This window comes from Prevotella ihumii, from assembly GCF_900155655.1.
GTDB classification, from domain to species: domain Bacteria; phylum Bacteroidota; class Bacteroidia; order Bacteroidales; family Bacteroidaceae; genus Prevotella; species Prevotella ihumii.
The window spans coordinates 1,892,705-1,906,313 of the sequence record NZ_LT706987.1 but is presented as its reverse complement, the minus strand read 5'-3'; the positions used below and the strand labels follow the sequence as shown (position 1 = coordinate 1,906,313).

The window sequence follows — 13,609 nt, the reverse complement described above, 5'->3', positions numbered from 1 at the left end:
TGCTGCCTACATCTTCTTGTATTCGTCCTTGCGCTTTGGGTTCATCGGAAACCAACCTTTCTCCACTCGTTTCTTCTGCTCAAAAAGTTCGCCAATGCCCCATAACAACGATGCACCTGTAACACCAAGAATGGCAGACCAGAATATGTCAGCCACAAACAATGCACCTATACAGCACGCTAAACCCGAAATGAGCCACAAATACCACGGACGTGTGCCAAAATAATATTCGGTTTTTATCACCACTGGATGTAGAATACCAATGATAAGAAATGTGCATACGGCAAGAATTATCCCTTCAAAATATATTTGCATGATATGACTTAAGATGGGTTTTACTTATTCCCACTGAAATTTATTAATGAATTAATGAGGCGCCTCATATCACTCACTTTCGGTTTCTTTTCAGATTAAAGCGATAAGTTTTATCAGTCGTAATGCCTACATTACTCCTTCTTCAACTTTCGCTTTCTTCTCAAAAATAAACTCGAAATAAAGCAAAGAGAATGAATAGAACCCACCTAAACGTAAAATAAAAGTATGCCTTTGCTGCATACGTTTTGCATTAAGATGTGCAAAAATACAAAAAAATACCGAATTATGGACTATGTTCTAAAATAATTTCACTATATTTGCGGTAGGAATATAAATTATAAAAAATATGCAGAATAACGAACAACTTATCTCTGAGTACACAGAGAAGGCGAAACAGTGGTTAGCCCCAGCCTATGACGAAGAAACTCAGAAGGCTGTAAAAGCAATGATAGACAATGAAGACAAAACCGAATTGACCGAAAGCTTCTACAAAGACTTAGAGTTTGGCACAGGTGGCTTGCGCGGTATTATGGGCGTGGGCTCGAACCGAATGAACCGCTATACTGTGGGTATGGCGACACAAGGCTTTGCCAACTATTTGAAAATCAACTTTAAAGACAAGGCTCAAATCTCGGTTGTGGTATGTCACGACTGCCGCAACAATTCGCGCACGTTTGCCGAAACTGTGGCAAATATCTTCTCGGCTAATAATATTAAGGTGTACCTCTTTGAAGATCTCCGCCCAACTCCTGAGTGCTCGTTTGCCATCCGCCACTTCAAGGCGCAGGCAGGTGTGAATATCACAGCGAGCCACAACCCACGTGAATACAACGGTTACAAGGCTTATTGGGAAGACGGTGCACAGGTATTAGCTCCTCACGATAAGGGAATTATCGACGAGGTGAACAAGGTTAAGATTGATGACGTAAAGTTTGAAGGCAATCCAGCTCTCATCGAAATCATTGGCGAAGAGGTAGACAAGGCTTACTTGGACGCTGTTCGCACTGTATGTATCGACCCTGAGGTTATCAAGCGTCAGCACGACCTCAAGATAGTTTACACCCCATTGCACGGTGCAGGTCGTGTGATGATACCTCGTGCATTACGCGATTGGGGCTTCGACAACATTCATTGCGTAGAAGAACAGATGGTAAAAGACGGCAACTTCCCTACCGTAGACCGTCCAAACCCTGAAATAGCAGAGGCATTGACCCTCGGTTTGCGTGAAGCAAAGCGTCTCGATGCCGATATCTTGATGGCTTCAGACCCTGATGCAGACCGTGTGGGAATGGCTTGCAAGGACAGCAATGGCGACTGGATTCTTATCAATGGCAACCAAACTTGCTTGATTTACCTTTGGTACATCATCACCAATCGCAAGGCAGTGGGCAAGATGAACCCTTCTGACTTTATCGTGAAAACCATCGTAACCACAGAGACAATTGCTGAAGTGGCAAAGAAGCAAAACGTAGAAATGCGCGACTGCTACACAGGTTTCAAGTGGATTGCACGTGAGGTGGCTATCTCTGAAGGCAAGCAGCAGTTTATCGGTGGTGGCGAAGAGAGTTATGGATTCATGGCTGAAGACTTCTGCCGCGACAAGGATGCTGTAAGTGGTTGTACACTCTTGGCTGAAATCTGCGCATACGCTAAGGATAACGGCAAGACCTTGTACGACCTTGTAATGGACATCTATCTTGAATACGGCTTCTCGTTCGAACATACCATCAATGTAGAACGCCCCGGAAAGAGCGGTGCAGAGGAAATTCAACAAATGATGGTGAACTTCCGCAACAACCCTCCTACCACTTTGGCTGGCAAAAAGATTGTGCTTTCTAAAGACTTCTTAAAGCTCGAACAGGTAGATGCTCAAGGCAACATCGCTAAGCTCGATATGCCTGCAACGAGCAACGTATTGCAGTGGTTCTGCGAAAACGGAAACAAGGTGAGCGTGCGTCCATCGGGTACAGAACCTAAGATTAAGTTCTATCTCGAAATCAAGGACAATATGACTTCTGCCGACCAATACAAGGCGTGTGTGGCTAAGGCTGAAAAACAAGTAGAGGCCATCAAGAAGGATTTAGGAATTGCATAAGCAAAACCCTCAAAACTAACCCAATAACTAAAGGGGCTCGACAGTGTTTGTCGAGCCCCTTTATTGTTTTCAAGGAAAAGGCGTGGTTTTCAGCTTTGTCGGACTGGTCGGACTGGTCAGACTGGTCAGACTGGTCAGACTGGTCGGACAGGTCAGACGCGTCCGACAGGTCCGACTTGTCCGACTTGTCCGACTTGTCCGACAAAACTGCAAAAGTTGGCTTAACCCACCATCTTCTTCAAATCTTCCTCCACAGTGGTATTGCCACCGAGGCCAAAGGTTTCTACCAATACTTTCAATACGTTTGGCGAAACAAAGGCAGGAAGCGTTGGGCCAATATGGATATTTTTAATGCCCAATGAGAGCAATGCCAACAATACGATAACTGCCTTTTGTTCGTACCAAGCTATGTTGAATTCGATAGGAAGGTCGTTGATGTCGTTTGCACCAAATATTTCTTTCAACTTCAATGCCACCACTGCCCAAGAGTAAGAGTCGTTGCACTGACCTGCGTCCAACACACGTGGAATGCCGTTGATGTCGCCCAACTGCAACTTGTTGTAGCGGAACTTAGCGCAACCCGATGTAAGAATTACGGTGTCGTGTGGCAACTGTTCTGCAAACTCGGTGTAGTAACTGCGGTCTTTCTGTCGACCATCGCAACCGCTCATTACAATAAACTTACGGATAGCACCTGTCTTTACCGCCTCAACTACTTGGTCTGCCAATGCAAACACCTGTCCGTGAGCAAATCCACCTACAATGTGGCCTTGTTCAAGGGCTTCAGGAGCTTGACAAGTTTTCGCAATAGCAATTACTTCAGAGAAGTCTTTCACGCCATTCGCATCAGCCTTGATGTGCTTCCACCCTGGGTAACCCGCTGCATTGGTGGTAAATACACGGTCGGCATAGTTAGCTCCTGGGCGTGGAGGAACAATGCAATTGGTGGTAAAGACGATAGGACCATTAAACTTAGCAAACTCTTCTTTCTGTTGCCACCACGCATTGCCATAGTTTGCCACCAAGTGCTTGTACTTTTTAAGGTGTGGATAGTAGTGCGCAGGCAACATTTCGCCGTGGGTATAGATGTCTATTCCCGTGCCCTCGGTCTGAATAAGAAGCTGCTCAATGTCCTTTAAGTCGTGTCCCGAAATAAGAATACCAGGGTTCGTACCTACGCCAATGTTCACCTTTGTTACTTCAGGATTGCCATAAGCCGAGGTGTTTGCCCCGTCCAAGAGTGCCATAGCCGCCACACCTTTCTCACCTGTTTCCAAAACAAGAGCAAGCAATGTGTCCATATCAGCCTCAGGATTGGTAACTACGGCAAGGGCTTTTTCTAAGAAAGCAATGAGCTTAGGGTCGCGATGGCTCAAGTGTGCAGCGTGCTCGTAGTAAGCCGCCATGCCTTTTAGCCCCAATATGGTGAGTTCTTTCAACGACCGAATGTCCTCATTCTCAGTACGTAGAATATTTTGTCGATTGCCTTCAGCCTCATAATCAGCCTTTTCGCCACCCCATTGTACTTCTTGATAAGGAGGCAACGCCACGTTGTTAGCCTTGGCAAGGGTTATCAATTCACGCTTAATAGCCACACCCTCGTCTACCTTATTTAGTATAGCTTGATTGTCAAAGTTTGCATTCGTAATCGTGATAAAGAGTGCCTCTGTAAGGTAGTCGCCCACCTTTTGTTCGGTTTCTATGCCTGCTGTGCGCAGTGTGTGTGCAATGGTAGCAATACCACGACTCACACCGACTATAAGGTCTTGCCAACGTGCTGTGTCGGCTTTCTTACCACATACCCCTTGAATAGTACAACCTGTTCCCTTCGCTGTTTCCTGACATTGGAAACAAAACATCTTGTTCTCTGCCATAATCTTATTTCTTTTTGTTCTGTTTGTTTTGTTTTTATGGCTGCAAAGTTAGGCTTTCCACAATGGGCAGAAGGTAACAATTGTTACTCTATGATGGTTAATGATAGTTAAAAAAGGAAAGTTTCTTAAAGCTGGTTCTTTAAACCCAAATCGGACGTCAGACCAGTCGGACCAGTCAGACCAGTCTGACTTGTCTGACTTGTCTGACCAGTCGGACACGTCTGACACGTCTGACACGTCCGACTGGTCTGACTGGTCCGACTGGTCTGACGTCCGATTTGGGTTTATAGAACCAGCCTTAATAAATTCTTATTTGGTCGCCCACCTTTATGCCTCGAATTACGGCATTCTTGTTCATCTTAGCCAAATTTTTAAGTCGTATGCCGTAGAGTTGGGCTATGATGTATAAACTTTCGTTTTGGCGTACCGTGTGGGGTGCATTGCGATACTTCTTAGGTGCTCGCTTTTGTTTTTTCTTAAACCATACGATGTCGCCCTCGCGCAAGATTTCTTTTTTGTCACGTTCGTTGTATTTAGCCAACTTTGATGCGTGGGTGTCAAACTCTTTTGCTATCGCCTTAAAGGTGTCGCCATTGTTTGCCACGATGTAGTAATTGTTGTTGAAAGCTCGCACTTTATGAAACTTAGGAGCGTCCTTAACATCAATTTTTGGCAGTGGTATCTCTATAGGCTTAGTAGGGTGCGGAGCTATCTCTGGCTTGTAAAGCGATGGGTCATCATATTCGTATAGTCGGTAAAGCTCTATAATGGCGATGAGCTTTGGCGCATAGGTAGAACTTGTGGCATAGCCTGATCGCTTTAGTCCGTGCGCCCAACCCTTATAGTCGGTGAGCTCGAGCGAGAATAGGTTGCGATAGTGAGCTCGTGAGGTGAGAAACTTAGAGTGGTCTTCATAACTTTCCAACACTGAGTCGTAAGCGCGGAAACATTCACCTCGGAGGTCGTCATCGTGCGATATGGTGCGACCTGTCCACCCGTGGCATTTTATGCCAAAATGGTTGTTCGCCAAGGTTGCCAATCGGCTTTGCCCTGCGCTGCTTTCCAATACGCCTTGGGCTAAGGTAATGCTGGCAGGGATATGGTAGCGCACCATTTCGCGAATGGCAAGCGATTTGTATTTATCGAAGTAGTTTTGGAAAGCCTGATTCCACTTGTAGGTAGGTCCACCAATGGCAATACAGACAAAGGAGATGAGGGTAAAAAATATGAGGATTATTCGCTTCATTTATCAAACTCGTGGGTGATACAGCTGCAAATATAAAGTTTTTAGCCGAAAATACAAAGAAAAAGCACGAAAAACATTGATTCTTAGCGTGTATTCCTTTGCCCGTAGAGGATAAATAATGCAATGAAGCCCCTATCGGTGGTTAGAACAGTTTGGGTGTTTTCGCTATTATTTTTGAAGCTTATGAGCTGTTTTTTGTTTTCTTCTAATAAGCGATTTGGGCATAAGGTTGCTTTGTCAGACCAGTCCGACTTGTCCGACCAGTCCGACCTGTCCGACTCGTCCGACCTGTCCGACCCGTCCGACTCGTCTGACAAGAATGAATCTTTAACCCAAATCGGTATAAAGCGTAAAAGTATGAGAAAGAATTTGGAAAAAGAGGGAGCAAGAGAGGAGAAGGATAGAAAGATGTGAGAATAGATAAACAAAAATGAGACTTCAGCGTTAGTGAAGTCTCATTTTTGTCAATATATCGTGTATGCGTTTCTTTGTTTCTATGCGTGTGGGCACAAGGGGTAGGCGGAGAACGTTGTCAATGAGTCCTAACTCGTTGAGTAAGGCTTTGCAACCTGCTGGATTGCCATCTACAAAGAGGAGTTTGTAAAGCTCGGTGAACTGATGATGGATTTTCACAGCTGCCTCGTATTCGCCATTAAATTCGAGGCGTATCATCTTTGAGAACTCCTTGGGTAAGGCATTGCCTATAACGGAGATAACGCCCACTGCACCGCTGGCTATCATGGGGAAGGTGAGTGCATCGTCGCCACTTATCACAGAGAAGTGCTTAGGCTTGTTTTTTATGATTTCGTCTACCTGCTCCAAACAGCCCGAAGCCTCTTTTATAGCTATTACGTTAGGGAAGTCGTTGGCAATGCGCACTGTGGTTTCGGCAGTCATATTCACGCCCGTTCGTCCTGGAACGTTGTAGAGAATGACGGGCAGCGGACTCACCTCGGCAATGGCTTTGAAGTGCTGATAAAGTCCTTCTTGGCTTGGCTTATTATAATAAGGACAGATGCTGAGTATGCCGTCTATGCCGTGCCAGTCGGTTGTGCGTATCTCTTCTATCACTGCTGCGGTATTGTTTCCGCCGCAATATTTCAGTATAGGCACACGCCCCTTTACGATAGCGATGATGGTTTGTGTTATCTTGTCTTTCTCTTCCGCCGACAGGCAAGGGCTTTCGCTCGTTGTAGCAAGTATGGTGAGGAAGTCTGCGCCGTTTTCCAACTGATATTCTATTAGTCGTTCTAAGGCCTCATAGTCTACCTCTCCATTAGCTGTGAATGGAGTAACGAGTGCTATACCCAATCCGTGAAATATATTCTGCATAGCTGTATGTGCATTTTTGTTTATCTGCAAATTTAAGCATTAATCTTTAACTTACAAAATCTACGTGCCATATCTTTGTGAAAAAGTTGTAAAACTATGAGTTTTTATCGCTTTTCAGTATGGCGTCTCTACACTCTTCCATTAGCCATTTGGGGGTGCTGGTGGCACCACAGATTCCCACAGTGGTCTTGCCTTGGAACCATTGCATATCTATTTCGGCTGCGCTCTCCACTTGGTACGAGTTGGGATTGACGCTCAAACATTCGTGAAAAAGCACCTTGCCGTTAGAGCTCTTTCGACCTGCCACGAAGACGATTACGTCGTGTCGTGAAGCAAAGGTTGAGATGTTGGGCATACGGTTTGCCACTTGTCGGCAGATGGTGTCGAAGCTGCGGAAGGTAGCATTGGGCGAAATGTTTTCTTGTATGTAGGCTATGATGCGATGAAACTCGTTAAGGCTCTTCGTGGTTTGCGAATAGAGGTAGATGTCGCGCTGAAAGTCTAACCGTTTCACATCGTCAAACTTCTCTATCACAATGGCTTTGCTGCGGGTCTGCCCTACAAGTCCTAACACCTCGGCGTGCCCATTCTTGCCAAAGATAACAATTTGTCGGTCGGCTGCCTGTTGGTCGTGGGTAAGGTCGAGTGTCTCGTCAGTCGCTATGCTCTTTTCGTATTGGTTTTTTATTCTTCGCTGCAAAGCCAATACTACGGGGCAGGTGGCATCTATTATCTCTATGTTGTTGCGCTTAGCAAGTTCGTAAGTTTCGGGTGGTTCGCCGTGTGCACGAAGCAATACGGTGGCATTGTGCAGCGCTCGCAGTTGGTCGTGATTGATGGTGATAAGTCCACGTTGGGTCAGTCGTTCCACCTCCATACTGTTGTGTACGATGTCGCCCAAGCAATAGAGTTTTGTGCCTTTTTCTAATTCTTCTTCGGCTTTCTTTATGGCGGTAGTCACACCAAAGCAGAAGCCACTGCCGTTGTCTATTTCTATTTGAAGCATTGTTGTTTTTGTTGTTGATAATTGGGGGAGTTTTTCAGACGCTAAGGGGAGCTTCCCTTGGGGGTTAAGGAGAGTTAGGAGGAGTTAAAGGAGTTAGAGCCAATACCTTTGCTCTAACTCCTAACTCCTTTAACGCTTTCTACTCCTTCACCTCAATCTTCTTTGCGCCTTCACGCCCTGTGTATTCTGGTGCGTATGCACATTGAGCGGTGCAAGTACCTGTTTGGTAAATGCCCGTGCGGTCTACGAAGTATTCAGTTTCTACCACGTGCGTACCCTTCGCCATAAGGTCGAAGTAGTAGTTGGTGGTGTTGTCTTTTGGAGAGATGTAGTAGCCGCCCCACTGATACCCACTAAGCTGTTCCACAGGTTCGAGACAGGCAGCACGCTTGTCCACTACTTGCACAAAGTCGTAGTCTCTATCGGCTGTGATGGTTAAACGAACAAGCACCTTGTCGCCCACTTGTAGCGTTCTACCTTCGGCGCGCTCCTTGTTATGATTGACAAGTAGCAGTTCACGCTTCACCTTTAGCCCCGAATTGGCAGCCTCTATCTCGGTTGCAGGTTGGAAGAACTGTGCATAAACCGCCCCCCAGCTTGTGCCTGTGCTGGTCTTTTCTACACTGAATGTGCGTGGCATAGCGTCCTTGCCTGCTGCTTTGTCTTGAGCGGTCGGCTCTATGGATTGGCTCACCTTGATGTATCCTATGCCTGCGGTGGCTTGCGGAGTTTCCATGGGCACACCATCAAGTTTCAATACGTTTGGTTCACCGTTGTCCATTGTCCATTTGCCATTGTCCATAAATGCCCAAATGGCATCTACTGCATTTACTGGCGTATCCCAAGCCTGTGTGCGTTTCTCCTGCAACAACCAGCGTTGCATCTCCTGAAGGGTTTGCTTGTCGGTCGGATCGATGGTTTTAAAGGCTTCGATGGCTGCCACCTGCGTTGGAATTTTATAGTTTCGCCAGCTGTAATAAGCGTGCTTTGTGTCGAAATAACGCCCCATTTCTTCCTTATAAACCATATATTCCTTGATGCTTTGGAGGTATTCCGCAGCCTTCTTGGTTTGGTTATACTGTTGCAGAATTACGGCTGTGTTCGCCTTGCCATAGATGGTAAGGTCGACAGGCTTCTTTGTTAAGAGGTTGATAAGGTAGGTTATATCTGCCGTTGTTCCACGTTTAGCCAATGCGTTGCTGTACAAGTAGTCGCAAAGGTCGTCAGAAGGCGCAAGATGCTTATAGCCTTTCTTTTCCAAACGTTTAAGATCTGCCACACGCGCTGCCGTCTCACGATCCAAGAAGCGGAAAGCCGATGTGATGATGCTTTGTGTTTGGGCATCGTTTTCCCCCATTAGCGTGTTCAGACGTGTAAGGTTCTTCACCACAGCCACGGTCATATAGAAGCTGCCACGCATTCCCTTCCACCACGAGAACGACCCATCAGGATTTTGCAATTGCTGTAAACCCTTCAAGGATTGGGCTAAATTGTTGCGGAGTTGGTTTTTGTCAAAGTAGCGCACCAATTGTTGCTTCTGTTCAGTCTCGTTTTTAGCCTCCATAACCCAAGGCGTTTCGTTGAGAACAAGGGTTTTGAGGTCTTCATTCTTCTGCAATGCCGACATCATAGATGTTTCGCTGCCCTTTTCGTTGCGCCACTTTTCGATGGTTTGTCTAATCTTTGGCGACGTATTTATCACCTTGTTTGCCAACGAGTTGGCATAATAGGCTGTTACCAGACTAATGGCGTTCATCTCGTTTGCGTTGCCCACGTATGGCAAGGCTTGTATCATCAGCCAGTTAGGATTGTTGGTATATTCCACTGTGAGCCGCTTTGCCGTGGTATTCTTTGGGAAAAGGCGACCAAGGTCTACTGTTTTCACCCCTGCTTCATTCTGTGTAAACGGATAAGTGTTCACAACGTACGATCTGTTAGGCAATACGGCAAGATACTGCTGTTCTCCATCAGAATAGTCTGCGCCCTTTGCAAACACGCGAACGATGACCATTTGTCTGTCGGCAGCGAGCTGTTGTGCGCTATCGTCTGCAAAGAGAGAGGCAAGAGAGAAGTTGACCGATGATGTGGCTTTGGGTTCAAGGGTGTAATCTTTGCTTTGGGTGTAAACCACCTGTTCGGTTTCAGGGTCTACAATCTCGATGGTTGCCGTACCTTTCACTTGCTTGTCGGCTGTATTGATAAGGCGTGAAGCCACCGTCGGTGCATCGCCCATACGCACAAAGCGTGGCATATTGGGCTGAATCATCACTGTTTTTTGTGCCACAATGTCGCTTTCTATGAAGCCTGTGTTGAGGTCTGCATCGTGTGCAATACCCATAAAGTGCCACGTGGTAAGACTTTCGGGCAGTGTGAACTTCACTTTCACGGTGCCGTCGGTCTCTGTGGCAAGACGTGGATAGAAGAATGCAGTCTCGTTAAGGTTCTCACGCAGTTGTAGTTTTGATGTTTGCTGCTTTTCGTCTTCAGCTGTGATGATGTCGCCATTAGATCGTGCGCCATAAAGTTCAACACGTGAGCTTGTTTCTAACTCGACTGTAGTCTTTGCCAACAATGGTTGTTTTGCGCCACGTACCATAACTTCTCGCTTTGCCGAAGCAGCTTCTGCCATTGGCATAGCTGTGAGTACATTGGCATCATACCCACGTGTACTGCGGTCAAAATAAAGTATTGGACCGAAATTGTCTACAAAGCGGTTGTCGAACTCGGCAAATGACAACGAAGGCACTGTACGGTAACTATACAATTTCTCATAACCTGCTGAGAAATCGTCAAACTCGAACCCTCTCCAATTCAACGATGGTGTAGCCGAATAGAAACGTGGAGCGAGCGACCAACGGTGCTTCAATATTTCGTCCAAGCGCTTATCGTAGAGCGTAGCCATGAGTTGTGCCTTGGCTGCCTTTCCGTTAGGGTGAGTAATCGATAATGTCCACTCTTCGTCTTGCCCCGGGGTAAGGCGATTGCGGAAGGTAGTCCACTTTACGTTAAGTTTCTTTTCAGGTTCAGGGCGTCTAATATCTGCCGAATGGGCATAGATCTTGCCTTCTTTTACCCACGCAAAAGTAAGGGTGATGCCTTCGCCGTACTCCGTTTTATAAGTAAACTTTCGTGTGGTAAGGGCGTTGCTTTGGTCGATAGTTCCCGACTCCAAGACGGTATTGCCCGAACAGATGGTGTACAAAATGTGCTGATTGGCATCTGACGAACCTACCTGCACATATACAGGACTGCCATCTTGTGGGAACTGGTGGTCGCTCACATAGAACCAGTCGTGGGTTTCGTACACAGGTTGCTTGTCGTCCATTGAGAATACAACAAACGCTTGTGTAAGGGTATCCGTACCACAAATGGCGTGCAACTGATAATGTCCCGAGTTCAGATTTTTCAACTTCAACTCGCTATTGGCTGCCACTTCCTGATACTTGCCAAAGGCTTTGTTGTCCTTTTTATAAGGCGCAATGGCATAGCGCACCTTGCCTTCGATAGGCGCACCCGCTGCATTGCGATAGCCAAACAAGAAGGTAGGCAAATTGTTGCGCAACATTCTGTCGGGCAACGAGCAAGTGAGGGCAGTAGCCTTGTCGCCCAATGGCAGACTTGTGCTGCCTTCACGAGTTTCGCCCGCTTGGTCGGTTACTTTTGCGTCCACAACGAAACGGAAGAAGCGACTGCGGTTGGCGTATGACTCGTCTTCAAATTCGCCTTTCTCAGGGAAAATCAACGGCACTTCTATCTCGAACTCGCCCTTCTCGTTGGTTACTACTTCGCCATCGCTTAGCTCTTCAATGTCGTTACTATATCCCCAATACCACTCTGCCATACGGCGATTTACGGTGTATTCCACCTTTGCTCCTTGCACAGGAACGCCTGCAAAACTCTTGGCCTTACCACGTACCTTGATGGTGTCGCCTACGGCATAACGCTGTTCGTACTTGTCAAACTCCACTTGGAACGTTGGTCGCTTGTATTCTTCCACTTGGAACGAGGTCGTTCCGAGGTTGTCAACCACAAGACTAAAGTTGCCCGTCAGTCCGTCCTTAGACAAGTCGAAGTCGACAGCGGCTGTACCCATCTCGTCGGTTGTTACCTCTTTTTCGGTCACAATATCATAGTTGGCATTGCGCAATTTTACAGTAAGTCGTTCGTTAGGCAAAGCCTTAGTTATCAAGTGCTTATTATCTCTATGGTAGTACACCAACGATGCGTGAACGGTTTGCCCGGGACGATAAATGCTGCGGTCGGTGAAGAGGTTGCAAACATTGTTTCCGTCCGAAGATTTGGAGAACAGAAACGAGTTCCAAAGACTGTTTTCACGGCACGCCTTATCGTCATTGGTGTAGGCATAGATGTAGTCGGGCTCGCTTTCGGCATACGTATAGCATGCCTCGCCTTTGTCGTTGGTGGTAAGGGTTTCTACCTTGTTGGGGTTTCCGTAACGCCCTTTGGGGGTGAGCCTTAGCTTTGCTCCTGGCACAGGCTGACCTGTATCGGCAGTTACCACCGCATAGCGAATTTTATGGTTGGGTTGTTCTTCACTTATAACATACAGATTGCTAACATAATACAACTCGTATTGCGGTTTGATGTCTTTAGATGAAGATGCAAACTCGAAGAGGTAAACACCCTTTTCCAAAGGAGGCAGCGCAATAGAGTCGTCTACTATTTCCCAAGGCTGATGACCTGGGTATTGGCGCACAATGGTTTTTGCCGTCTCGGGTAGGCAACTTTGCTTTATACGTGCCAAATGTTTTTCGCCTCCTCCTATTGTCATAGTGCCATCAAGGGTGGTGCGGGTGATGGTAAGGCGCAGGTCGGCAATGTTTCTTATATGTATTTGTTTTATTGTGTTTGTACGATTGGGCAGCCCCACTTCCTTATCTATATACGCATCAAACATAGGTGCGCACAATTGGGAACGCTCATTACGAAGCATCTTCATACCTTGCCACGAGGGCCAACGGCTCAATGCGTTGTCGATGTAGGCAATACGTTGTGAGGGGGTAAAGTTGCTGCTGCTTGTTTTGAGGTGGTATAATTTTATAGCCAAAGCGCCGCAGATAGGCAGGTCGCCGTATGTCTTAATAAGCGTTTCGGCAGTAGCTTCTTTCGGATTTTGGTTCCATTTCATCAATGCCATATAGAACGCTGCCTCACGATTTCCCACCTTATCATAATAGGTTTTTGCCTCCTCGTAACGTTGTGTTTCAAGGGCTATTACGTGCAGAAGGTCGTTGCCGAAGAGGGCATCGTCCTTGCCTTTCTGTATCAAGGGCACATAGGCATCTATCTTTTGCGTTGCCAAGAGCCGAGGTTGGGCAATGGCTTTGTCGTAATAGTTTTTTGTTTTATCGGGGTTGTCATTGTCTGTATCGAACAACCTGCCCAAGGCACAATTGTACACAGCTGCCAACACGGGGTCGGTACGCTCGGCTTTGGCGCAGAGGGCGTTCAGTCGCTTGGTTTCTATCTCTACAGAGTCGGGCGATATTTGTGTCCACAAACTTGAGGTCAATAGTTCGGCAGCCAAGAGGTTGCCATACGACTTGTCTTTCGCAGCTTTAGCCACAATCTTTTTCAACACACCAATCTGTGTCTTGGGCAAGTCTTTCGCTTCTGCTTCGTCTACTTGTTTCCACAACGCATCATAGCTTTGCGCCCAAATTCCTAAAGGTGCCATAAGCATTAATATCAAAATAGTTATTAGTTTTCGCATACCGATA

Annotated in this window: 10 protein-coding genes; 2 read left to right on the top strand and 8 right to left on the bottom strand. The window is 46.6% G+C overall.

The genetic code is table 11. The features are described 5' to 3' along the window. Nucleotides 1-6: 6 nt before the first annotated feature. The gene (locus tag CZ367_RS08580) at nucleotides 7-315 is read right to left on the bottom strand and encodes a DUF4491 family protein (protein ID WP_077196515.1); all 309 of its coding nucleotides are present in this window, start codon (nucleotides 313-315) and stop codon (nucleotides 7-9) included. A gap of 346 nt (nucleotides 316-661) precedes the next feature. On the opposite strand from CZ367_RS08580, the gene CZ367_RS08575 reads away from it, so the two are divergent. Beyond that, nucleotides 662-2,410 (top strand): phospho-sugar mutase, encoded by a 1,749-nt coding sequence (locus tag CZ367_RS08575; protein WP_077196514.1) that lies wholly within the window; start codon nucleotides 662-664, stop codon nucleotides 2,408-2,410. On the opposite strand, the gene CZ367_RS15500 is transcribed toward CZ367_RS08575, so the two are convergent. From CZ367_RS15500 to CZ367_RS08555, 4 genes are all read right to left on the bottom strand, one after another. Continuing rightward, entirely contained in the window at nucleotides 2,385-2,615 is a 231-nt protein-coding gene (locus CZ367_RS15500) for a hypothetical protein (protein WP_077196513.1), read from the bottom strand. The two genes, CZ367_RS08575 and CZ367_RS15500, sit on opposite strands and share 26 nt — an antisense overlap. Nucleotides 2,616-2,631: 16 nt before the next feature. Next, the gene (gene hcp, locus CZ367_RS08565) at nucleotides 2,632-4,284 is read right to left on the bottom strand and encodes a hydroxylamine reductase (protein ID WP_077196512.1); all 1,653 of its coding nucleotides are present in this window, start codon (nucleotides 4,282-4,284) and stop codon (nucleotides 2,632-2,634) included. A gap of 48 nt (nucleotides 4,285-4,332) precedes the next feature. Then, nucleotides 4,333-4,521 (bottom strand): hypothetical protein, encoded by a 189-nt coding sequence (locus CZ367_RS15495; protein ID WP_154669318.1) that lies wholly within the window; start codon nucleotides 4,519-4,521, stop codon nucleotides 4,333-4,335. 61 nt (nucleotides 4,522-4,582) lie between these two features. Further along, nucleotides 4,583-5,530 carry a glucosaminidase domain-containing protein gene (locus CZ367_RS08555; protein ID WP_077196510.1) on the bottom strand — a complete coding sequence of 316 codons (948 nt, stop codon included), beginning with the start codon at nucleotides 5,528-5,530 and terminating at the stop codon, nucleotides 4,583-4,585. A gap of 183 nt (nucleotides 5,531-5,713) precedes the next feature. Here CZ367_RS08555 and CZ367_RS15490 point away from each other — a divergent pair, with 183 nt between their 5' ends. Continuing rightward, nucleotides 5,714-5,944, top strand: a complete 231-nt coding sequence (locus CZ367_RS15490) for a hypothetical protein (protein ID WP_154669317.1) — start codon at nucleotides 5,714-5,716, stop codon at nucleotides 5,942-5,944. 30 nt (nucleotides 5,945-5,974) lie between these two features. On the opposite strand, the gene dapA is transcribed toward CZ367_RS15490, so the two are convergent. The 3 genes from dapA to CZ367_RS08535 all read right to left on the bottom strand — a co-directional run bounded on the left by dapA (nucleotide 5,975) and on the right by CZ367_RS08535 (nucleotide 13,602). Next, the gene (gene dapA, locus CZ367_RS08545) at nucleotides 5,975-6,862 is read right to left on the bottom strand and encodes a 4-hydroxy-tetrahydrodipicolinate synthase (RefSeq protein ID WP_077197409.1); all 888 of its coding nucleotides are present in this window, start codon (nucleotides 6,860-6,862) and stop codon (nucleotides 5,975-5,977) included. A gap of 94 nt (nucleotides 6,863-6,956) precedes the next feature. Continuing rightward, a complete protein-coding gene (locus CZ367_RS08540) occupies nucleotides 6,957-7,868 on the bottom strand; it encodes a 4-hydroxy-3-methylbut-2-enyl diphosphate reductase (RefSeq protein ID WP_077196508.1) in 912 nt (303 codons plus the stop codon). 139 nt (nucleotides 7,869-8,007) lie between these two features. Beyond that, the gene (locus CZ367_RS08535; protein ID WP_077196507.1) at nucleotides 8,008-13,602 is read right to left on the bottom strand and encodes an alpha-2-macroglobulin family protein; all 5,595 of its coding nucleotides are present in this window, start codon (nucleotides 13,600-13,602) and stop codon (nucleotides 8,008-8,010) included. Nucleotides 13,603-13,609 lie beyond the last annotated feature (7 nt).